The sequence below is a fragment of the Gemmatimonas sp. genome (assembly GCF_036405635.1).
GTDB lineage: Bacteria > Gemmatimonadota > Gemmatimonadetes > Gemmatimonadales > Gemmatimonadaceae > Gemmatimonas.
In genome coordinates this window covers 1-15714 of sequence record NZ_DASWXE010000163.1, presented here as the reverse complement: position 1 = coordinate 15714, position 15714 = coordinate 1, and the positions used below count along the sequence as shown (strand labels likewise).

At 65.4% G+C, this 15714-nt stretch carries 16 protein-coding genes; 6 read left to right on the top strand and 10 right to left on the bottom strand.

Translation table 11 applies throughout. The annotated features are described in order from the left end of the window. Window positions 1-12: 12 nt before the first annotated feature. The 3 genes from VGE27_RS13205 to VGE27_RS13195 form a co-directional block, all read right to left on the bottom strand. Window positions 13-1092: an L-threonylcarbamoyladenylate synthase gene (locus tag VGE27_RS13205; protein WP_331050135.1), complete on the bottom strand. Its 1080-nt coding sequence runs from the start codon at window positions 1090-1092 to the stop codon at window positions 13-15. A 62-nt stretch (window positions 1093-1154) separates the two neighbouring features. After that, window positions 1155-1967: an SDR family oxidoreductase gene (locus tag VGE27_RS13200; RefSeq protein ID WP_331050134.1), complete on the bottom strand. Its 813-nt coding sequence runs from the start codon at window positions 1965-1967 to the stop codon at window positions 1155-1157. Beyond that, the gene (locus VGE27_RS13195) at window positions 1964-2233 is read right to left on the bottom strand and encodes a putative signal transducing protein (protein ID WP_331050133.1); all 270 of its coding nucleotides are present in this window, start codon (window positions 2231-2233) and stop codon (window positions 1964-1966) included. The genes VGE27_RS13200 and VGE27_RS13195 overlap by 4 nt, the downstream gene beginning before the upstream one ends. A gap of 35 nt (window positions 2234-2268) precedes the next feature. Between VGE27_RS13195 and VGE27_RS13190 the strand changes: the two genes are divergently transcribed. Next, window positions 2269-2826: a 2'-5' RNA ligase family protein gene (locus VGE27_RS13190; RefSeq protein ID WP_331050132.1), complete on the top strand. Its 558-nt coding sequence runs from the start codon at window positions 2269-2271 to the stop codon at window positions 2824-2826. Between the two features lie 241 nt (window positions 2827-3067). Here the strand turns inward: VGE27_RS13190 and VGE27_RS13185 are convergent, their stop codons facing one another. After that, window positions 3068-3550: a hypothetical protein gene (locus VGE27_RS13185; RefSeq protein ID WP_331050131.1), complete on the bottom strand. Its 483-nt coding sequence runs from the start codon at window positions 3548-3550 to the stop codon at window positions 3068-3070. Window positions 3551-3744: 194 nt separating this feature from the next. Here VGE27_RS13185 and VGE27_RS13180 point away from each other — a divergent pair, with 194 nt between their 5' ends. Then, a complete protein-coding gene (locus tag VGE27_RS13180; RefSeq protein ID WP_331050130.1) occupies window positions 3745-4572 on the top strand; it encodes an enoyl-CoA hydratase/isomerase family protein in 828 nt (275 codons plus the stop codon). Here the strand turns inward: VGE27_RS13180 and VGE27_RS13175 are convergent. After that, entirely contained in the window at window positions 4569-5771 is a 1203-nt protein-coding gene (locus tag VGE27_RS13175) for a mannose-1-phosphate guanylyltransferase (protein ID WP_331050129.1), read from the bottom strand. The genes VGE27_RS13180 and VGE27_RS13175 overlap by 4 nt on opposite strands. Before the next feature lie 100 nt (window positions 5772-5871). On the opposite strand from VGE27_RS13175, the gene VGE27_RS13170 reads away from it, so the two are divergent. Beyond that, on the top strand, window positions 5872-7374 hold the full coding sequence (locus tag VGE27_RS13170; protein WP_331050128.1) for a pyridoxal phosphate-dependent decarboxylase family protein: 1503 nt from the start codon (window positions 5872-5874) through the stop codon (window positions 7372-7374). A gap of 53 nt (window positions 7375-7427) precedes the next feature. After that, window positions 7428-8006 (top strand): hypothetical protein, encoded by a 579-nt coding sequence (locus tag VGE27_RS13165; RefSeq protein WP_331050127.1) that lies wholly within the window; start codon window positions 7428-7430, stop codon window positions 8004-8006. 91 nt (window positions 8007-8097) lie between these two features. Here VGE27_RS13165 and VGE27_RS13160 read toward each other — a convergent pair whose 3' ends face one another. The 4 genes from VGE27_RS13160 to VGE27_RS13145 all read right to left on the bottom strand — a co-directional run bounded on the left by VGE27_RS13160 (window position 8098) and on the right by VGE27_RS13145 (window position 12004). Continuing rightward, window positions 8098-9174 carry a LacI family DNA-binding transcriptional regulator gene (locus tag VGE27_RS13160; protein ID WP_331050126.1) on the bottom strand — a complete coding sequence of 359 codons (1077 nt, stop codon included), beginning with the start codon at window positions 9172-9174 and terminating at the stop codon, window positions 8098-8100. Then, window positions 9174-9722 (bottom strand): TlpA disulfide reductase family protein, encoded by a 549-nt coding sequence (locus tag VGE27_RS13155; protein ID WP_331050125.1) that lies wholly within the window; start codon window positions 9720-9722, stop codon window positions 9174-9176. Before VGE27_RS13155 ends, VGE27_RS13160 begins: the two co-directional genes overlap by 1 nt. Window positions 9723-9890: 168 nt before the next feature. Then, entirely contained in the window at window positions 9891-10616 is a 726-nt protein-coding gene (locus VGE27_RS13150) for a cytochrome c biogenesis protein CcdA (RefSeq protein ID WP_331050124.1), read from the bottom strand. A 71-nt stretch (window positions 10617-10687) separates the two neighbouring features. Further along, on the bottom strand, window positions 10688-12004 hold the full coding sequence (locus VGE27_RS13145; protein ID WP_331050123.1) for a DUF1624 domain-containing protein: 1317 nt from the start codon (window positions 12002-12004) through the stop codon (window positions 10688-10690). Between the two features lie 107 nt (window positions 12005-12111). Here VGE27_RS13145 and ettA point away from each other — a divergent pair, with 107 nt between their 5' ends. Together ettA and VGE27_RS13135 are read left to right on the top strand one after the other, a co-directional pair. Continuing rightward, on the top strand, window positions 12112-13779 hold the full coding sequence (ettA, locus tag VGE27_RS13140; protein ID WP_331050122.1) for an energy-dependent translational throttle protein EttA: 1668 nt from the start codon (window positions 12112-12114) through the stop codon (window positions 13777-13779). A gap of 243 nt (window positions 13780-14022) precedes the next feature. Further along, on the top strand, window positions 14023-14757 hold the full coding sequence (locus tag VGE27_RS13135; RefSeq protein WP_331050121.1) for a hypothetical protein: 735 nt from the start codon (window positions 14023-14025) through the stop codon (window positions 14755-14757). Between the two features lie 86 nt (window positions 14758-14843). On the opposite strand, the gene VGE27_RS13130 is transcribed toward VGE27_RS13135, so the two are convergent. Beyond that, a partial coding sequence (locus VGE27_RS13130; protein WP_331050120.1) for a DUF2911 domain-containing protein occupies window positions 14844-15714 on the bottom strand: 871 nt, incomplete at its 5' end.

Genomic DNA, 15714 nt, shown 5'->3' with positions numbered 1-15714 from the left:
CGGAAAGATACTCTACCGGGACGCCCTCGTGAGGCGGTCCCGCACGCCGTCCCATCCGGGCTCGTCGGGAGGCATTTCGATGAGCACGAGGGACGCGCCGCGCGCATCCACCTCATGCAGCGCCGCATACAGCGCCTGCGCGTAGGCGGTTGCCTTCACCGGCATGGGAAGGACCGTGATGTCGCCCGTGGCGCCCGATGAATCCCCGAACGCCGCGCTGCGCAGCAACGCGATCACTGGGCCAGCCGCGGATGTGTCGGCCTGTCGTGTGGTCAGCGCTGCCACCACCTCTGGCAGCTGCTCTGGCGCAAACAGCCATACGTCGGCACGAGGCGCGTAGTGGCGGTCCGCGATGCCCGGAGAGCGAGGGGCCTCGCTGGTGGTATTGCTTGAAGCTTCAAGCGTCTGTGCGGCCCCGTGAGGCACAGCGCGTGGCGCGGCGTGGCGCACCGCCACATCGAGTCCTTCGAGCGCTTCCTCGAGTGACTCACGCCCCAGCATACCGGGACGCAGAATGGTCACCGTGTCGCCGGTGCAATCCACCACCGTGCTTTCGATGCCCACCGCACTGGGTCCTCCATCCAGCACCAGCCCGACCCGATCGCCAAGCGATGCCACCACATGCTGCGCCGTGGTGGGACTCACCTGGGTGAAACGGTTCGCGCTCGGCGCAGCAATGGGACATCCGGCCGCCGCGATGAGTGCGAGGGCTACCGGATGCGCCGGCACGCGCAACGCCACGGTCTCACCACCAGCGGACACGATGTCGGGCACGTGCGCAGCACGGGGCACCACCAGCGTGAGCGGACCAGGCCAGCACCGCTCCGCCAGGCGCGCTGCGCTCGCTGGCCAGTGGGCCGCATACTGCTGCGCGTCCGACGCGCTGCCCACATGCATGATGACGGGATTCCAGGCGGGACGCCCCTTCGCCGCATAGATGCGAGCCACGGCATCGCGATCGAGCGCATTGGCACCAAGCCCGTAGACGGTCTCGGTGGGGAAGGCCACCAGCCCACCGGCACGGATGACACTGGCGGCATCGGCCAGCACGTCAGGATCAGGGTGGACGGCGTCCACGGCAACAACACGCATCCCGTACTCTATCGACAATCGGGCGACGGGGCAGGGGGCCGAGTCACGTCACAACGGACCGGCTATTGCCGCGTATCGATGGCGCGCTTGGCAATACCGTCCACGAGACTGGGAGAAATCAGCTTGAGCAACCGACCGAGCTTGCCCCGCCACGTCATCACCAGGTCGCGGTCACGTCGTTCTGTCGCACGCAGAATGAGCCGGCAGCATTCATCGGTGGGCATCGTCTCACCGGGCTTGCGCTTGTAGCCACGCTCGCCGTAGGGCGTGCCATCGGCCGACAACGCGCGCTGGTTGATCTCGGAGAATACGAAGCCGGGGTACACGACCGTCACCGACACACCACTGCCATCGAGTTCGATGCGCAATGAGTCGAAGAAGCCGGCCATCGCATGTTTCGTGGCGGCGTAGGCGGTGCGTTTGGGCACACCGGTGAGCCCCGTGAGGCTCGAGATGGCCACGATGCGTCCCGACGTCTTGCGCAGGTACGGCAGCGCATGGGCGGTGCACCACACGCTGCCGAGGTAGTTCACCCGCATCAGCGTCTCGAAGATCGAGAGATCGGTGATGCTTTCAAACGGTGCACTCGACCCCAGTCCCGCGTTGTTCACCAGCACATCGAGGCGGCCGAAGTGCGTGACGGTCTGCTGGATCATGCGCTGACAATCGGCTTCAATGCTCACATCACACGCTACGACGAACGCCTCGGCGCCTTGCGCGCGGCACGCAACGGCGACCTCTTCGAGACGCGCGCCGTCACGAGCGGCCAAGGCCACCCGTGCGCCGCCGGCCGCAAACTGCCGTGCCAGTTCGGCACCGATGCCACTCGAGGCACCGGTGATCAGCACCACCTGATTGGCGAACGGGCCGCTCACAGTCCTCGCGGAGCGTCGTCGCCCGGCACGAAATCATCGGTCGCGTCCATCTCGAACGGCGCATCGAGGATGCGCAGCGCCTGTGCACTGTCCACCGCACGCACGGCAAGGCGCACCGGATACAACAAGTGCATGGCCGGAAGCATGCCGCCGGCATCGTCACGCAATACGACCGCGGGGATTTCATGTGCTTCGAGCACACTGCGTGCAACGAGTGCTTCCATCTCGTTCACGTATTCACGGATGACCACCATAGCTTCTCCCATGGCGCGAAAATAGCGCGTCAGCGGAACCGCCGTGAGTGTCCGTTCGTTACATTGCGAACATGGCAGCGGCGTTTGGTATCTTCGTACTCACGGAACTGGCCGGTGAAGCTGGCGCAGCCGTGCGAGAAATTCAGCACCGGTTCGATCCGAAGCTCGCACGGTTGACACCGCCGCATGTGACGGTGGTCGGTTCCTCAGGACTGGGTCCCATTCCCACAGATACACCAGTGGAACGGATTCGGGACGCATTGACTCCCATTGCAGCCACCACGGCACCCATGTCGTTGCGGCTCGAGCCGCCGCATCGGTTCATGCAGACGGACATCGTTTCGTTGCCGCTCGATCCACACGGCCCTCTACGCACGTTGCATGAACGCATCGGCAAGAGTGGCCTGCCGTTCAAGGCCGCACGCTTCCGGTTCACCCCGCATTGCACGCTGAGCTTCTATCCCACGCTCACACAGCAGCGGGAGCGCGAACTGCTCGCGCTTCGGGTGACCGCCCCGGCCATCATCGACAAGCTCCAGGTCTACCTCACGCGCGATCCTCAGCCGAGCAAGCTGCTGTTCGAGCTGCCGTTGATTGGTGGGTAACGCTCTGGCAGGAAAGGGATGGGGATGATTGGAAGGGTCAACAGCGGCGTCGCTGCGCGACGCGAAAACAGCATGAGAAAAGGGAAAACTGCAGGAAACCGCCTCTAAAGAATACAAAAAAAAGAACAACTGCTCACATGTACATGTGTGAACAGTTGTTCGTCTGGCCTGCTCCTTTCCCTTCAGATCCTTTCAATTCGCCGCGCAGCGGCCAATCAGATCTCTGAAAAATCTGAAAAGGTCAGCAGCGGGCTTCCGGACGGAGCTTCTGATACGCGCTGGTGGCCTGCTTGAGTCCGAGCAGTGCCGACGCTTCGAGTTCGTATTCGAAGTGCAGATCGCCCAGCGTATCGTCACCCTGCGTGATCAGGCGCGAGGCCTTCTCGGCGATGCTGTGGCGGCGCAGGTATTCACGCGCCGAGAGCCACATGGCATTGGCGGCCGACCGCACTTCTCCAGCCTCGGTCACCGGCACCTTCGCACACTTCTTCTCGAAGTCCTTTACCGCTTCGGCCAGTGCCAGGTCGATCGTGTCGACCATCGCATGCGCCGCCTGCAGCTCGTTCGTCGAAACGGCCAGCGCCATCAACTTCGAGAGCCGCTCGTGTTGCCGGCAGGTCTCGGCCGCCGTGCGCGCCAGCGTGTCACTGGAGACCAGCGGCCCCTGTTCGGCAGAAGACGGTTCGTCGAGGCGGGCAGCAGCTGAAGCGCGGGAAGGAACCATGGGACCGGAGACTGGCAGGGAACGGGCTGGATTTGGGCAGCGTAAGGGCGGGAACCGCCGCACCGCCATCGCGTCGGGGCCGTCATCGAGGACGTCCGATCCTAGTGATCTAGCGGGACGACCCACATGGATGGTAGTGGGGGGTACGCAGTAAGTTCGTGAGTCCAGGCCAACCTTCGCTGCGAGATGAGCACATGACCAACGGAGACGACGCGGGCGCCGCGCGGGAGCAGTCGGCGTATCCGCACCTCGAGGTGTCCACCACCGAAGCCGGTGTGCGCACGATCATGCTCAATCGGCCCGAGCGACTGAATGCGGTGAATCCCGTACTCGCCGAATCGCTGCCGCGTGCGATGCACGACGCCACGCAGGACGACGCCGTGCGCGTCGTTGTGATCACCGGCGCCGGTCGTGGTTTCTGCGCCGGCCTCGATCTCGCCGAACCCGTGGGGCTTGGCAACACCCGCGCCGAGCGGCTCGATGCGTACTACTGGGTGGGGCGTTGGGTGCAGAGCATCACGCAGTGCCACAAGCCGGTGATTGCAGCCATCAACGGCGCCGCAGCAGGCGCCGGGTTTGGTCTCGCGCTGGCGTGTGACCTGCGCCTCGTGAGCGCGAGTGCCACCTGCACCGCGGGCTATGTGCGTCGCGGTCTCTCGCCCGATGCCGGTGTGACGTGGTTCCTGCCACGTCTCATCGGACAGGCGCGTGCGATGGACATCGTGCTCACCGGTCGCGACATCACATCGGCCGAAGCCGAGCGCATCGGCCTCGCGTCCTCCGTCATCCCCGACGCGGAATTCGGGGCGACGGTGGCGCAGTGCGCCGCCGCCATCGCCGCCGGTCCACCGATCGCACTCGCACTCAGCAAGCGCCTGCTGCTGGGCAGCTCCGATGCCTCGCTCGACGCGCAACTGCGCGAAGAACTCATTCACATCAAGCACTGCTTCGCCAGCGCCGATGTGAAAGAAGCGCTGCACGCCTTCCGCGAAAAGCGCGCGCCCGTCTTTCGTGGCGCCTAGCGCCCGGGATTGAAGCGCAGGCTGCCCGGCAGCGCATTCAGGAGCGGTCCGAGTTCCGTCGCCCGCTCCTGCGTGGTCACGAACGTCAGCCCCTGAATGCTGACGACGATCATGCCCGACACGCCGTACACCACCACGCAGCAGTCGTCGGCGTGAATGACGTTGCCCGAGCTTTCGATACAGTGCACCGAGCCCATGACACCGTTGCCGGTGTCATCGAGTTCGCGCACGCGACGCAGTGAAGCCCAGGTGCCCACGTCGTCCCATTCGAAGGCAGACGGCAGCACCACCACACGCCGGCTGCGCTCCAGCAGGCCTCGGTCGATCGACACCGACGTCACCAGCTCGGCAAACGCCTCCATCTCGCCCGTGGCGAGTTTGGAGAGGCCATGCTGCAGCTCGTGCGTATGCTTCGCGAGTTCGTCCAGCACCACCTTGGCGCGCCACACGAAGATACCCGTGTTCCACAGCGCCCCTTTCTCGATGAGCACATCGGCCAGCGCCGCGCCCGGCTTCTCCACGAAGTGCTCCACATGACACGCACCGCCCTCGGCGCGCGATACCAGCGGGTCCACCATGTTGCCGGGCTGCAGGTAGCCAAAACCCGTCTCGGGACGCGTCGGCGTCGCACCCAGCACCACGAGATGCGAATCGCTGCTCGCGATCGAAGCCGCGCGCCGGAGCGTGTCGCGGAAGACGTCGGGATGCCCCACGGCGAGGTCGGCGTGCAGCGCGGCGAAGATCGTGTCCGGGCCCGCGCGTCGCGCCACTTCCTGCGCGCCCCACGCGAGCGCCGCCGCCGTGCCCAGGGGACGCGGCTCCACCAGCATGTTGGCCCGCGGAATCTCCGGAATCGCCTCGTGCAGCGCGTCCGCGATGTCCGCGCTGGTGACCACCAGCACACGCTCGGCCGGCACCAGAGGAGACAAGCGGGCGACCGTATCGGCAATCAGCGGACGCTCATTGACCAGCGCCAGCAGCTGCTTGGGGCGACGCGGCGTGCTGAGCGGCCAGAAGCGGGTGCCGATGCCGCCCGCGAAGATCACCGCCCACATGGCCGTGCGGGTGTCGAGCAACGGTTCCGGCTCGAAATCCTCGAGCGTGCCCGCTTCGGGCGTCGCGGGCTCGTTGAGCACGGCGACCGATTCGGCGGATACCGACGGCACGAGATGCGGGCTGACCGCGTGGGGCTCGGACATCAGGGCAGGCGAAGGATGGGAGAGGCCGGTTTGCAGATCGGGGGACGGACGCCCCTTCGGCTGGCGCATCGTCATCGACTCGAACAACATACCTCGACGCATGTCCAACACGCACCTCACCGGGATGCCGGACGAGGCGGCGCCGGATCCTCTGGCGCTGCTGGAAGCAGATACTACACTGGCCGCCGCCGAGCCGATCCTGGCATTGGTCGCGCAGTACTTCGCCGAGACACGCACCGGCGAAGGCGCGGTGAGCACGTGGCACAGCGCCGAGGTGATTGCCGATCGTCTCTCGGAGCCACTGCCGCGCCGATCGCGTCCGTTGGCTGATGTCGCGAGGCGGTTGTCGTCGCTGCTGCTGCAGGATGTGAACCGACTCGCGCACCCGATGTACATCGGTCACCAGGTGTCAGCGCCGCTGCCCGCTGCCGTGTGGACCGATGCGCTGATCAGTGCCCTCAATCAGTCGCAGGCGGTGCGGGAGATGTCGCCAGCCTTCACGCCGCTCGAGCATCAGGTGGTCGAGTGGATGACGGACCTGGTCGGGTGGGATTCGCGCGCCGGTGGCACGATGACATCCGGAGGCACCGAGGCGACCCTGACCGCACTGCTGGCGGCGCGCAGTCGTGCCATTCCCGATGTCTGGAAGAACGGTGTGGGCACATCGCCGCCGGTGCTGGTGTGCGGCGAACATGCGCACTACGCGGTGGCTCGCGCGGCGGGTGAGATGGGTCTCGGCCTCGATCGTGTGATCGTCATTCCCAGCGACGGCTATCGCATGCACGTGTCCATGTTGCGCGAACGATTGGCCGCGCTGCGCGAGCGCGGCACCGCCGTCATGGCGGTGGTGGCCACGGCCGGATGCACGGCCACCGGTTCGTATGACGACCTGGAGGCCATCGCCGATCTGTGCGAGGAGTTTGCCGATGCCCGCGGGCCGCTGTGGCTGCATGTGGATGCCGCGCATGGCGGCGGTGCGCTGCTCTCGCGCACGCATCGGCATCGATTGAAGGGGCTGGCGCGGGCGAATACACTGGCATGGGATCCGCACAAGACATTGCTGCTGCCGCTGGCTGCCGGCATGCTGCTCGTGCGCGAGGAACATGTGCTCGAGTCGGCATTTGCCCAGCAGGCGCCGTACCTGTTCACGCCGGCCGATGATGCACGTGCCTGGGACATGGGGCCGCGCTCGTTTCAGTGCTCACGCCGCTCGGATGTGCTCAAGCTCTGGGTCGCTTTCCAGCGCTACGGAGCCACGGCGCTCGGCGCTTTGTACGACCGCCTGTGCAGCATGGCGCGTACGTTGTATGACCGCCTGGATGGCCATCCGCACTTCCGGGCCCTGCACGAGCCCGAGTCGAACATCCTCTGCTTCGCGTGGTATCCAGACGGTGTCGCCGACGAGGACCGGGACGATCTCACCAACCGGTTGCGCGAGCGGTACAATAGGTCGGGACGTGGCTGGATCACGGCCACCACGCTCGATGGACGCCGGGTGCTCCGCATCACGGTGATGAACGCGCGTACAGGAGTCGAGCATATCGAAGCGCTGCTGCGCGGCCTGGAAGAAGAAGCGCAAAGAGTGCTCAAGCATCACGGGTGAACGCCGTTTGCAGCACGGCGGCACCGTTTCATCGAACCCTTGAGGAGTGTCCAATGTCCTTCCGACGTGTCGCAATCCCGCTTGCGCTCGTTGTCCTGACGGTAGGCTGTGCCAGCTCTGGCGGTACCACTGGCGGCGCACCAGCAGCGACCAGCGCCAGGGCGCCCGCTCAGGCCACGATCTACCAGGGCGCCGACCAGGTCACCATGTACGCCGATGCGCCGCGTGCATCGGTGCGTTCGTTCGAGGCGGATCCGGCCAAGGTGTTCGCGGCGGTGAAGCAGACTTTTGCGGATTTCAGCATTCCCGTCACGGTGGACAACCCCACCACCCGGCAGATCGGCAATCCTGATTTCTATCGCACCCGTCAGTTCATGGGGAAGAACATGGTGCAGCTCGTGTCGTGTGGCTCGAGCATGACCGGGCCGAACGCGGCAACGTTCCGCATCTTCATGTCGCTCATGGTCAGCGTCGCCCCCGATGGCAAAGGCAAGACGGACGCCGGCGTGACCTTCGTGGCTTCAGCGCGCGATATGGCGGGCGGTAACAGCGTCGACCGACTGCCCTGTGGCAGCTCAGGTATCGTCGACCAGCTGTTCCTCGACCAGCTCATAAAAAACATGTCGAAGTAATAGCCCCCGAGCGCAGGGCTCATAGCCCCTAGCTCAAAGCGCGCGACAGCGGTCCCCCGCCGTCGCGCGCTTTTTTATTGGGCTAGCGCTCTCAGCGTGCGGCTTGTGCGATCATCTGCACTGCCGCACCGCAGCTCGCCCGAATCACCAACTCCGCCGGCAGCACCTCGTGGTTCACCGGCACCGACGTCTCGCCGCTGCGCACCGTCTCGATGAGACGCAGCACCGCCCGTTCGCCCATCGCGTAAATCGGCATGCGCACCGTGGTGAGTGACGGCGACAGGTACCGCGTCATCGGGATGTCGTCGAATCCCGTCACCGCGATGTCTTCCGGCACGCGCAGGTCGGCGTCCTTGATAGCCGCGATCGCGCCGATCGCCATGCTGTCGTTGGCGGCGAAAATCGCATCCGGTCGCGCGCCACTCTGCAGCAACTGCGTGACCACATCGAACGCGGTGTCCATACGGAACTCACCGTGCAGCTCACGCAGCTCACAGTCTTCGTACCAGTTGGCCACTTCGCGCACCGCGTGCAGCCGCTCGCTGGCGTCCACCTGACCCGACGGGCCACGCAGAAACACGATCTTGCGATGGCCCAGCGACAACAGGTGCTTCATCATCGACGCCGCACCCTGGAAGTTGTTCACCGACAGCGCGGCGATATCGCCCACATCGCTGCCCGCGCCCACCAGTACCGTCGGATAACGCTCGGCCACTTCCGCCAACGTTGCGCGCGCCGTCACCGAGGGTGACAGCGCGAGGAAGCCGTCCACGCGACCGCGCATGTTGCTCACCGCGGCCGACACTTCGTGGGCTTCACGCCGCGCCGATGTCACCAGGGTGAGGAAGCCGTGCTTCTTGGCCGTTTCATCGATGCCGCGGATGAACTCGGAGAAGAACTCGCCGTAAAGATCGGGGAGCAGCACGCCCAGTGTGCGCGTACGGCGCAGCAACTGACTGCGTGTGCCGCCATGTGGGGCATAGCCCATGCGGGCCACCACCGTGCGCACGCGATCACGCGTGTCATCGGTCACGCGTGCGGCGTCGTTCAGTACACGCGACACCGTGGCGATGGACACCCCCGCCTCACGCGCCACATCGCGAATCGTGACGGACGGTGAGCGTTCCGCGAGCTCGTCGTGTTCGGAACGATCGGAATGATCGGACATCACAGCGCCTTCTTGATCGCGGCCTCGAGATCCTGCGTGCCGCCCACACCTGTGTACACGATCTTGCCGGTGCGATCGACCACCACCACGTAGCTCGTGGCCGGCACGTCGTACTCACCGCTCACGGTGCCTTTGCGATCATAAAGCAGGTCGCCGGGCAGCTTGTTGGCCGCCTGCCAGGCCTTCACGCGGTCGTACGACTGATTCACCGACACCGCCACGGTCACGAACTTCACCTTGGCGCTGTGTTTGGTCATGGCGGCGCGCATCGCCGGCTCGAGCTGCTTGCAGTTGCCACACCAGGTGGCCCAGAACTCGATCACCACGGGCTGCTTGCCCATGTACGAGGAGAGATCGACCGTCTGGCCGGTCATGGTCTCGAGCGGACCGCCCGGCGCCTTTTCGCCAACGGCGATACCCAGATCCTGGGCGGCGAGGGGGGCAATGGTCGGAAGCGCCGGGGAAGCGGCGAGGGTGGCCAGGGCCGCGGCCGACGCGAGCGTCGTCACGGCAGCCGCGCGGCGCGCGGTGGCAAAAAAAGCAGGCATGTCAGGCGAGGTGGGAGTACTGCAGGAGGGAACGCGCGCAGCTGAATGGCAAAGTCGATCCAGTGATACCGGGCCGGATTTGCCGAGCGCACACGACTGTTACACCGAAGCGGGACCAACGACTCGTTTCGGTCCCGTTCCGTCCATCAGAAAGACATCAACAGCGCATCAGAAGTACACCTGGCCCATCTTGACCAGGTAATACTCGGCCATCGCGAGCATCACGAACGCGAAGACCTTCTTCACCGTGAGCATCCACGCGCCGGCGCGCGGCAGGCGGCTGAGCGAGCCGGCAGACAGGCCGACGATCACCAGCAGCGTGCACATGCCGAGCGAGAACGTGAAGAGGTAGGTGAAGCCGAGCAGAGCCGACTTGGTGGTGGAGACCCAGGTCAGCACGGCCGCCATGACCGGTGCAGAGCACGGGGCTGCCACGAGACCTGAGGCCGCGCCCATGACGAAGGCGCCTGCCGCCCGTCCACCGGTGCCGGCGTTGGCGGCCCGCTGCATGATCGCCGCGGGGACCCGCACCGGGATGACATCGAGCATGGACAGCGCTGCCAGCAGCAGCAGGTTGGCCATGACGAAGAACGCCCACGGGTTGGACGAGATGGTACCGAACATGGTGCCGGTGAGCCCGGCGATCAGTCCGAGACCGGCGTAGACCAGCGCCAGTCCCATCACGTAGGCCAGAGAAAGACCGAGCGGGCGCCAACGTGACGCCTTTGTGGCGCCTGACTGCTCCGATGACGACTGGCCACCAACGATGGCAGCAGTGATCGGAATCATCGGGTAGACGCAGGGCGTGAGGCTCGTCAGCACCCCCGCGCCAAAAAGGAGCGGGAGCACGGCGGCAGGATTGCCGGAGAGCTGAGCGGCCACGTCGATCTGCATCACATCAATGTACTGAGAGGTTGGTCAGGACGTTGTAACACGAGGGGGAGTCGCGCCGTGGAATGGCGGTATTACAGGTACCGGAGCAGCGGCAGGTCGGGCCGGCGGGCCTTGAGTGCGGCGTACCAGCGGCAGGGCCAGTAGAGCAGCACCACGCCCAGCGCCCAGGCGATATACACCTCGGTGAGGGAGCCGCCCACCGTGAACGTGCGCCCCGCGGACATGGCCACGATCTGCTGCACCGGGTTCAGGAAGAAGAACCCGAGGTCACCGCCATGAATGGCCGTCACCGTCATGCCGGCCAGGTGAGCCCACACCCACTGCAGCAGGTAGTAGAACATCGGCACCCGGCCAAACGTGACCAGTGCCGCGCCCAGTCCGCGTGCGCGCGAGCCGTCGGTGAGCGCCAGCAGCAGGAAGGACGGCGCGAGCGTGATCAGCACGAATTGCAGCGAAGGACCGTACTTCTGCACGTTCATGAAGGACATGATCGTGCGCCCCGCCGAGTCCTGACCACGCCAGGGAATGGGGTCGCCGTAGCCGTGGGTGAGCCGGAGGGCAAGAAACACCACGACCATGGCCAGAGTCACCCACAAGAGCAGCGACCGCCGGCGCGCCGCCGGCAGCGTGTACAGCTCGGCGAAGCCATAGCCCGCGCACAGCACGCCCAGCCAGGGCAGCAGCGGGTACATCGCAAACACCACCGGCGATGGCCACGCACCCAGCGGGAACAGCCCGCCCTGGTGCACCGTCATCCAGAGCCGTGCGCCCCAGCTCACCGCCTCGGTCGACGGCGGAAACCACGGCGCCACGGTGAGGCCATCGAGCAGGTTGTGCCCGGCGATGACCACGAGGCCAAAGGCCCCGACCACGCGCATGGGCAGCGACAGCACCACCGAAAGCAGCAACAGCCCCACGCCGATTGCCCAGATCACCTGCAGCCCCGCCGCGTACGACGGGTCGACATTGAAGTACATGAGCGGGCGCACCAGCAGCAGTTCGGCCACGATGAGCCATGCCCCACGCCGGCGCAGGTAGCCGGCCAGCGCGCGCCGCGCCGCCGGATCGCCGCTGCTCCGCAGCCACTGGAGCCCCACCGACGTCCCGGCCAGCCACACGAAGGCCGGCGCACACAGGTGCGTGACCCAGCGCGTGGCGTACAGCCACGGCGTGGTCGTGGCCAGGTTCATCGGGTTCTCGAACTGCCCGGTGGCGTGCACAAAATCCCGGGTGTGATCGAGCAGCATCAGCACCATCACCAGACCGCGCACCAGGTCGATGTTGTCCAGGCGGGTGCCGTCCAGGCGAAGGCCGTTCGTGCGAAGGCCGTTCGTGCGAAGGCCGTTCGTGCGGCGGCCGTCGGGGAGGTGGGGCGTCGAAACGTCCATAGAGCCGATAGATTACGCCCGTTGCCGCGCGCCCGGAATCCGACGTGCAGGTCCGCCGTCAGGTTCGTTCCGGAGCGCCGCGCTCTTCCCCCATCGGTTTTTCGACTATGGCTCCGCAGTTCATCTACGTCATGAAGGCGCTGCGCAAGGTGGTTCCACCTTCGCGCATCATCCTCGACGATATCTGGCTCTCCTTCTACCCGGGCGCGAAGATCGGCGTCCTCGGCCCCAACGGCGCCGGTAAGTCGTCGCTGCTCCGCATCATGGCCGGCGTGGACACCGAGTTTCAGGGTGAAGCCTGGGCGCACAAGGGTACGCGCATCGGCTACCTGTCACAGGAGCCCGAACTCGACGCGTCGCTCGACGTGCGCGGCAATGTCGAGCTGGCCGTGAAGGCGCAGCGCGATGCGCTCAACGAGTTCAATGCGATCTCGTTGGCGTTCGCCGAGCCCGATGCGGACTTCGACAAGCTGATGGAGCGGCAGGGCAAGCTGCAGGAGTACATCGACCAGCACGATCTGTGGAATCTCGACAACAAGATCGACGTGGCCATGGACGCGCTGCGTCTGCCGCCGGGTGATGCCGCGGTGACGCATTTGTCTGGTGGTGAAAAGCGTCGTGTCGCGCTCTGCAAGATTCTGCTGGAAGAGCCGGACATGCTGCTGCTGGACGAACCCACCAATCACCTCGACGCTGAAAGCGTGGCGTGGCTGGAGCATCACCTCGAGCGGTTCCCGGGCACCGTCGTGGCCATCACCCACGATCGTTACTTCCTGGACAACGTCGCCAAGTGGATCCTCGAGCTCGATCGTGGCAAGGGCGTGCCGTACGAGGGCAACTACTCGGGCTGGCTCGAGCAGAAGCAGCAGCGCCTGTCGCAGGAAGAGAAGCAGGCCAGTGCGCGTCAGAAGACGCTGCAGAAGGAACTCGAGTGGGTGCGCATGTCGCCGCGCGCGCGGCAGGCCAAGAACAAGGCTCGTTTGCAGGCCTATGAGGATCTGGCCAGCGAAGCGCAGAACGATCGCGTGATGCAGAACGAAATCATCATCCCGCCGGCGCCGCGTCTGGGTAACGACGTCGTGCGCGCCAAGGGGCTGCGCAAGTCGTTCGGTGACAAGCTGCTGTTCGACAATCTCAACTTCGATCTGCCGCGCGCCGGCATCGTGGGCATCATCGGTCCGAACGGTGCGGGTAAGACCACGCTGTTCCGCATGATCAACGGGCTCGAACAGCCTGATGCAGGTCAGCTCGTGGTCGGTGAGACGGTGCAGATCAGCTATCAGGACCAGCACCGCACGCTCGAAGGCAAGCGCACGTTGTGGGAAGAGATCTCCGGTGGTCGTGAAACGATTCCGGTGGGCAAGCGTGAGCTCAACTCACGCGCGTATGCGGCGAGCTTCAACTTCAAGGGCGCCGATCAGCAGAAGCTGGTGGCGAACCTGTCGGGTGGTGAGCGCAACCGGTTGCATCTCGCGAAGACCGTGATGCAGGGTGGCAACCTGCTGCTGCTCGACGAACCGACGAACGATCTCGACGTCGATACGTTGCGCGCGCTGGAAGAAGCCGTGCTCGATTTCTCGGGCTGCGCGGTGATCATCTCCCACGATCGCTGGTTCCTGGATCGTGTGGCCACGCACATCCTGGCCTTCGAAGGCGACTCGGAAACGGTGTGGTTCGAAGGGAACTACGGCGCGTACATCGAGGATCTCAAGCGCCGGAAGGGACCTGATGCGGACCAGCCGCATCGGATCAAGTACAAGAAGCTGGTGCGATAGACGAGTCGTACGTCGGCGTCGATTTTCGCTGTTGCAGTAAAGAAGCGGGGTGCCATTCTTGTGGATGGCACCCCGCTGTGCTTCCGGCGGTAAAGCGTTGCCTGACAACAGTATGGGAATTTCGTTGCCGATCTGTCCGGCATTCCCGTGAATGATTTCCCCCCGTCGTACGTAAACAGAACGAGGCCCGCGCCGGCGCTCTCCCACCTTCGGCACCGCGCGCATTCACGCTATCGTTCCCCCATGAAACTCCGAAACGCTCTCTCCCTCGCGCTGGTCGCCGCTGGCATGGTCCTGGCGACCCCGGCGCATGAAGTGCAGGCCCAGGATGCCGCGCCCCGCCCGGTCAAGCTCCGCTTCCGCAAGGCTGGTGACACCACGGTCATCAAGGGCGCGGTCATCAGCATCGACCACACCATCGAAGCCGGCACCACCGATTCGCTCGGCATGGTGACCATCCCCGAGCTCGAAGACGGCGGCCACATCGTCGAAGCCGTGGCCAAGGGCTACCAGGCGTTCTTCGACAACTTCACCGTCGGCCCGAACACGCCGATGCCGCTCGAGTTCGAAATCCTGGCCTATGTCGAAGCACCCAAGCCGAAGGGTGTGGCCACCGAGCTGACCTTGGCGGGGTTCGATGTCCGCCGCGCCAAGGCGCAGGGCAAGTTCTTCACCGCGGCGCAGCTCAAGGCCGCCGATGGTCGTCCGCTCTCCAACCTGCTCAAGGTCGACGCGGGCGCGAACATCGTGGCCGGCCCCAACAACGAATCGTTCGTGGCCGCGAAGGGCAATCCGACCTGCCGCGCGGCCGTCGTGCGCGATGGGCTGCGCGTGTATCCCTACGAAAGCGCGCTGCCGCCCGATCTCGACAAGATCTTCACCGACTACCTGGCGGGTGTCGAGTTCTACCCAACCACGCCAGCCGATCTCAAGGACGGCGGCACCTGCGGCGCTGTCTACATCTGGTTCCTGAAGTAGTCAGCAAGCCGATCGCGCATGTCGCGAACACAACCAAGGGCGTCCCAAAGCGGGGCGCCCTTTGTCGTTTCACACATCCTCAAGCGCTATCGCGCGCCAATCGTGAAGGGCACACTCGCGACCTTGTCGCCCCACGCCAGCTCCAGCGCGCCGCTCGTGGGATTGGTCGACTTCACGACTATCGTCATCGTCTCTGTGAAGCCCGGCGCATCGCTGAGCGTCATGGGCACGCGGCCCAGATCCTGCGCTGACGAGTATACCGTGCCCCACTGGCCGGTCTGCTTGTTCACGATCAGGTAGGTGCCACTGCGCGTGTGCTGCACCCACAGCGTGTACATGCCCGGCGCGATGGCGAGACTGCCCATTACCAGCGGCCGCGTGGTGAACAGATGTGTGGCATCGTTGGCGCCCATGCGCCACACGCTGTCGAAGGGTACCAGCACGCCGCCCCACACGCTGCGGTCACGCACCTGCGGGCGTCCGTAGTCCACGATCACCATGCCGCCCTGACCAAAGGCACCGCGCGCGTCTTCCCGAAGACTCAGCACGCCGGTGGGCTTCATCGCCTTGGCGATCGCATCGAAGTTGACCGCTGCGCCGCGGGTGGCGGTGATCTTGTTGGTGGTGCCACTGCCGTCCACCGAGATCAGTCGCTGCTGCGCATCATGCCGCAGCACCATGGCGTAGGCACCGCCGCGCATGCGTGTCGAGTCTCCCGAGAGCGCGAGCAGTCCGGTGAAGCCGAGATTGCCGGCATTGCCCACCGCAGGCAGTGAGTCCACCGGCTGCTTCTTGGCGCGTGCCGCGGCGAGCAGCTCCGTGGGGCCATAGATGAACGTGGGCCAGTTCACGAATCCACCCCTGGCCGCAAAGGCGCGCCGCGATGTGCTGTCGGCAAACACCGTTTCGCGCACGATGGAATCGGCGGTCACCGTGTAGCGCCACGTATTGGGAGCG

Bases quoted from the DNA above. Each gene is read 5' to 3' on its own strand.
- VGE27_RS13205 (WP_331050135.1), bottom strand. From the start codon at position 1,092: ATGCGTGTTGTTGCCGTGGACGCCGTCCACCCTGATCCTGACGTGCTG.
- VGE27_RS13195 (WP_331050133.1), bottom strand. From the start codon at position 2,233: ATGGGAGAAGCTATGGTGGTCATCCGTGAATACGTGAACGAGATGGAA.
- VGE27_RS13185 (WP_331050131.1), bottom strand. From the start codon at position 3,550: ATGGTTCCTTCCCGCGCTTCAGCTGCTGCCCGCCTCGACGAACCGTCT.
- VGE27_RS13180 (WP_331050130.1), top strand. From the start codon at position 3,745: ATGACCAACGGAGACGACGCGGGCGCCGCGCGGGAGCAGTCGGCGTAT.
- VGE27_RS13175 (WP_331050129.1), bottom strand. From the start codon at position 5,771: ATGTCCGAGCCCCACGCGGTCAGCCCGCATCTCGTGCCGTCGGTATCC.
- VGE27_RS13170 (WP_331050128.1), top strand. From the start codon at position 5,872: ATGTCCAACACGCACCTCACCGGGATGCCGGACGAGGCGGCGCCGGAT.
- VGE27_RS13165 (WP_331050127.1), top strand. From the start codon at position 7,428: ATGTCCTTCCGACGTGTCGCAATCCCGCTTGCGCTCGTTGTCCTGACG.
- VGE27_RS13160 (WP_331050126.1), bottom strand. From the start codon at position 9,174: ATGTCCGATCATTCCGATCGTTCCGAACACGACGAGCTCGCGGAACGC.
- VGE27_RS13155 (WP_331050125.1), bottom strand. From the start codon at position 9,722: ATGCCTGCTTTTTTTGCCACCGCGCGCCGCGCGGCTGCCGTGACGACG.
- VGE27_RS13150 (WP_331050124.1), bottom strand. From the start codon at position 10,616: ATGCAGATCGACGTGGCCGCTCAGCTCTCCGGCAATCCTGCCGCCGTG.
- VGE27_RS13145 (WP_331050123.1), bottom strand. From the start codon at position 12,004: ATGGACGTTTCGACGCCCCACCTCCCCGACGGCCGCCGCACGAACGGC.
- ettA (WP_331050122.1), top strand. From the start codon at position 12,112: ATGGCTCCGCAGTTCATCTACGTCATGAAGGCGCTGCGCAAGGTGGTT.
- VGE27_RS13135 (WP_331050121.1), top strand. From the start codon at position 14,023: ATGAAACTCCGAAACGCTCTCTCCCTCGCGCTGGTCGCCGCTGGCATG.